This is a genomic window from Pseudomonas sp. 2(2015) (assembly GCF_000955865.1).
Taxonomy (GTDB): Bacteria; Pseudomonadota; Gammaproteobacteria; order Pseudomonadales; family Pseudomonadaceae; genus Aquipseudomonas.
In genome coordinates this window covers 1-3,522 of record NZ_JYOF01000031.1, presented here as the reverse complement: position 1 = coordinate 3,522, position 3,522 = coordinate 1, and the positions used below count along the sequence as shown (strand labels likewise).

The 3,522-nt window shown below is 62.2% G+C and carries 3 protein-coding genes and 2 pseudogenes; all 5 read right to left on the bottom strand.

Features of this window, described 5'->3' with window-relative positions:
* On the bottom strand, positions 1-1,150 hold a 1,150-nt coding region (locus tag UB48_RS26505; RefSeq protein ID WP_045202309.1), incomplete at its 3' end, for a methyltransferase.
* Between the two features lie 45 nt (positions 1,151-1,195).
* Positions 1,196-1,863: pseudogene (locus UB48_RS26500) on the bottom strand (ABC transporter permease).
* Positions 1,860-2,555, bottom strand: coding sequence for an ABC transporter permease (locus UB48_RS26495; protein ID WP_045202307.1), 696 nt, complete (start codon positions 2,553-2,555; stop codon positions 1,860-1,862). Before UB48_RS26495 ends, UB48_RS26500 begins: the two are co-directional and overlap by 4 nt.
* Before the next feature lie 57 nt (positions 2,556-2,612).
* Positions 2,613-3,365 carry an ABC transporter substrate-binding protein gene (locus tag UB48_RS26490; protein WP_045202305.1) on the bottom strand — a complete coding sequence of 251 codons (753 nt, stop codon included), beginning with the start codon at positions 3,363-3,365 and terminating at the stop codon, positions 2,613-2,615.
* Positions 3,366-3,378: 13 nt separating this feature from the next.
* Positions 3,379-3,522 (bottom strand): annotated as a pseudogene (locus UB48_RS26485) (ATP-binding protein); the annotation flags it as partial.

The following is a 3,522-nucleotide window of genomic DNA, read 5'->3' as shown; positions in this document are numbered from 1 at the left end:
CCTGATAGGACTGTTCCTCCAGGAACAGTGCACGATCCAGCACCAGCCATAATTCCAGCGGGCGGCGGAACAGATTGCGCAGTAATTCCAGGTTGCGCACCTGGGCCAGGCGCTGCCAGCCGGCCGCTTCCAATGCTGGCCAATCAGGCTCGGCACCTGGCTGCAATTGCTTGAGTTCGGCAAGGCCCCGGCAGTAGTCGGCGAACGGCTTGTGCAGCCAACTGACCGGCAGCGAGGGTGTCGGCAGGTACTCATCTACCCCACGCAACTGCCGTTGCCACAGATCGAAACCCAGGCGCCTGGCCATGGACTCGTCACGCTGGCGGCGTACCCGCGCACCTGCGGTAACGGTTTCGCTGAGCGGCAAGCCAAGATCATCAATCGACAACTGCAGGCCAGATGCCTTGGCGGCTGTGGATAACGGCTGGTACTGCGGCGCCTGGATGCGGTTGTAGCAGCACGGCGCGATGGCCAGTTGGCGGCAACCCTTGAGGCTTGCCAGTTGCATCAGGCGCACATGCAGGTCGCCACAGGCGTGCAGGGCCACGGCGGTGTGCTCGGCGCTCAGTTGCTGGGCGGCGCTATCGGCCAGTACATCCTGCAGGCGGTGCTCGGCGGGCAGTTGGTGATGCTGGCTGAGGGCGCTGCCGGCTTCGACCAGCGCCGGGTCGTATTCCAGGCAGGTCAGTTGCTGACTATGAGGCTGCAGCAAGCGCCGGCCCAGATGACCTTTGCCGGCGCACCAGTCCAGCCAGTGCCGTGGGCTGTGGATAAAACCCAGGTGGCTGGCGAAGGCTTCGATCTGCTGCCATTTGCGCCCCGGCACGTCGACATTCAGGCGAGGGCCAGCAGGGGGCAGGGCAACGGTGGATAACTCGCCGATGGCAGACAGCGCTGCCGCCCGGCGTGCCAGCTGGGGAAAAGGCGCCGGTGCAGCGAGTTGCTCGGGGTGATTGTGCGCCGCTTCCGCCTCGCTCAACGAGCGCTGGCGCAACCAGTCGGCCAGGGCTCGGTATTGGGTTTCCCACGGCAGTTGCAACTGGGTGAAAGGCCGTGGCCGCCACAGCGCCTGATGCTCGCGCAGAAAGTCGTCCAGCGCCTGGAAGCGGCTGAGCAGTTGGTCGGCGCAGAGGGGGAGGGCAGTGGTCATGAGCGGATACGAAAACGGGGCTGAGATCAGCCCCGTTATACAGGTTTATCGACCCTGGCAGGCGTCGACGCGCAGCCAGCGTTCCAACTGCTTGAAGGCTTGCACCAGCAAGAAGGAGATCAGCAGGTAGAACAGGCCCGCCGCGAAGAAGATCTCCACCGGCAGGTAGGTCCGGGCGATGATCGTCCGTGCCATGCCGGTCAGTTCCAGCAGGGTAACGGTACTCGCCAGGGCACTGGCCTTGAGCATCAGGATCNNGGCAGGCCGATGCGGGCGGCACGCGGCAGCATGATGTAGAGCATTGCCTTGGCCCGGGACATGCCCAGGGCCCGCGCCGCTTCGATCTCGCCACGGGGGATGGCCTGCAGCGCGCCACGCAGGATTTCTGCGATGTAGGCGGCGGTGTGCAGGGTCATGGTCAGCACCGTGCACCAGAACGGATCGCGCAGGTACGGCCACAAGGCGCTGTTGCGCACGGCATCGAACTGGGCCAGCCCGTAATACACCAAAAACAGCTGCACCAGCAGCGGCGNNAAGAAGAAAATGTAGCCGTAAGGCAGGGCCCGTACGTACCAGAGCCGCGAAGAGCGGGCGATACCCAGTGGAATGGCGAGGATCAGCCCGGCGATGACCGCGATGGCGACCAGCTCGAGCGTCAGCGTGGCGCCCTGGGCCAGGCGTGGCAGCCACTTGATGATGACTTCCCAGTTCATTGGTTGGCCCTCGCGAAGCCGCGACCGGCGCGTTTTTCCATGAAGTGCATGCCGGTCATGGCCAGGACGGTAAGGCCCAGGTAAATGATGGCGGCGACCATGTAGAAGGTGAAGGGTTGCTTGCTCACGGTCACGGCGATTTGCGAATGACGCATGATTTCTTCCAGGCCGATTACCGAGACCAGCGCGGTGTCTTTCATCAGGATCATGAACAGATTGCCCAGCCCCGGCAGGGCGATGCGCCACATTTGCGGCAGCACCAGCCTGGAGAAGATCCGCCCCTTGGACAGGCCCAGCGCCAGGCCGGCTTCACGGTGGCCCTTGGGGATCGCCAGCAGCGCACCACGGAACACTTCCGTGGCATAGGCGCCGAAGCACAGGCCCAGGGCAATTACGCCTGCGGCAAAGGCATTGAGCTCAAGGCCGGGAATATTCAGAAGCTCGCCCAGCCGGTTCATCAGGCTGACGGTGCCAAAGTAGATCAACAGCACCCAGAGCAGCTCGGGCACGCCGCGAACCAGTGTGGAGTAGAAACCACCCAGCCATTGCAGGGGTTTGTAGGGTGAGGTCTTGGCCAGGGCGCCAAGCAGTCCCAGTACCAGCCCCAGGAGCAGGGCCGACAATGCGAGTTTGACGGTCATCAGCGTCCCGGCCATCAGGGCCGGACCGAATCCGTAAAGATCAATATTCATGGGCAGGTTTGTTCAAGGGACCGGCATTGCCTGCAGGGCAATGCCGGTCGGGGCGAATCAATAGATGCTGAACGGGAAGTACTTGTTGTTGATCTTCTCGTAGGTGCCGTCGGCAACGATTTCTTTCAGGGCGGCGTTGAGCTTGTTGCGCAGTTCGTTGTCACCTTTGCGCACAGCGATACCAACCTTGTCGCTTTCGTTCACCGGATCGCCTTTGAACTCGTAGTTTTTACCGGCGTCGGACTTGAGCCAGTCGTAGTTGGCGTATTTGTCAGCCAGCAGGGCGTCGACGCGGCCCGAGGTCAGGTCCAGGTAGGCGTTTTCCTGGGTGTCGTACAGGCTGACCTTGAACNNGCCGCCGTTATCGTCCAGCCAGATAGCTGCCTGGGTGGCGCGCTGAGTGCCGAGGGTCTTGCCTTCGAGCGACTTGGGATCAGTTTTGAAGTCGACGTTTTTCGGGGCGATGAACTGCTGCTTGTTCGAGTAGTACGGGTCGGTGAAGTCCACCGCCTGCTTGCGCTCGTCGGTGATCGACAGCGAGGAGATGATGAAGTCGGACTTCTTCGCGTTCAGGGCGGGAATGATGCCGTCCCAGTCAGAAACCACCACTTCACACTCGACCTTCATCTTGGCGCACAGGGCGTCGCCGATGTCTTTGTCGAAACCGACGACCTGGCCACTGGCGTCCTTGTTGTTGAACGGCGGGTAGGCCGCCTCGATGCCCATCTTCAGTTTCTCGGCAGCCATGGCATTGGCCGAGAACACCAGCGTGGCGGCAGCGGCCAGGAGGAATTTCTTATAGGTCTGCATGCGTGTTGCTCCGTTAGCGGTTGCTGGACATGAATTGTTTACAACGCGCCGAGGTCGGGTTTTCGAAAACCTGCTGCGGCGTTCCTTGCTCTTCGACCAGCCCCTGGTGCAGGAAGACGACTTCGCTGGACACCTGGCGGGCAAAGCCCATTTCGTG

Coding starts and splice junctions, on each gene's coding strand:
- UB48_RS26495 (WP_045202307.1), bottom strand. CDS start 2,555: ATGAATATTGATCTTTACGGATTCGGTCCGGCCCTGATGGCCGGGACG.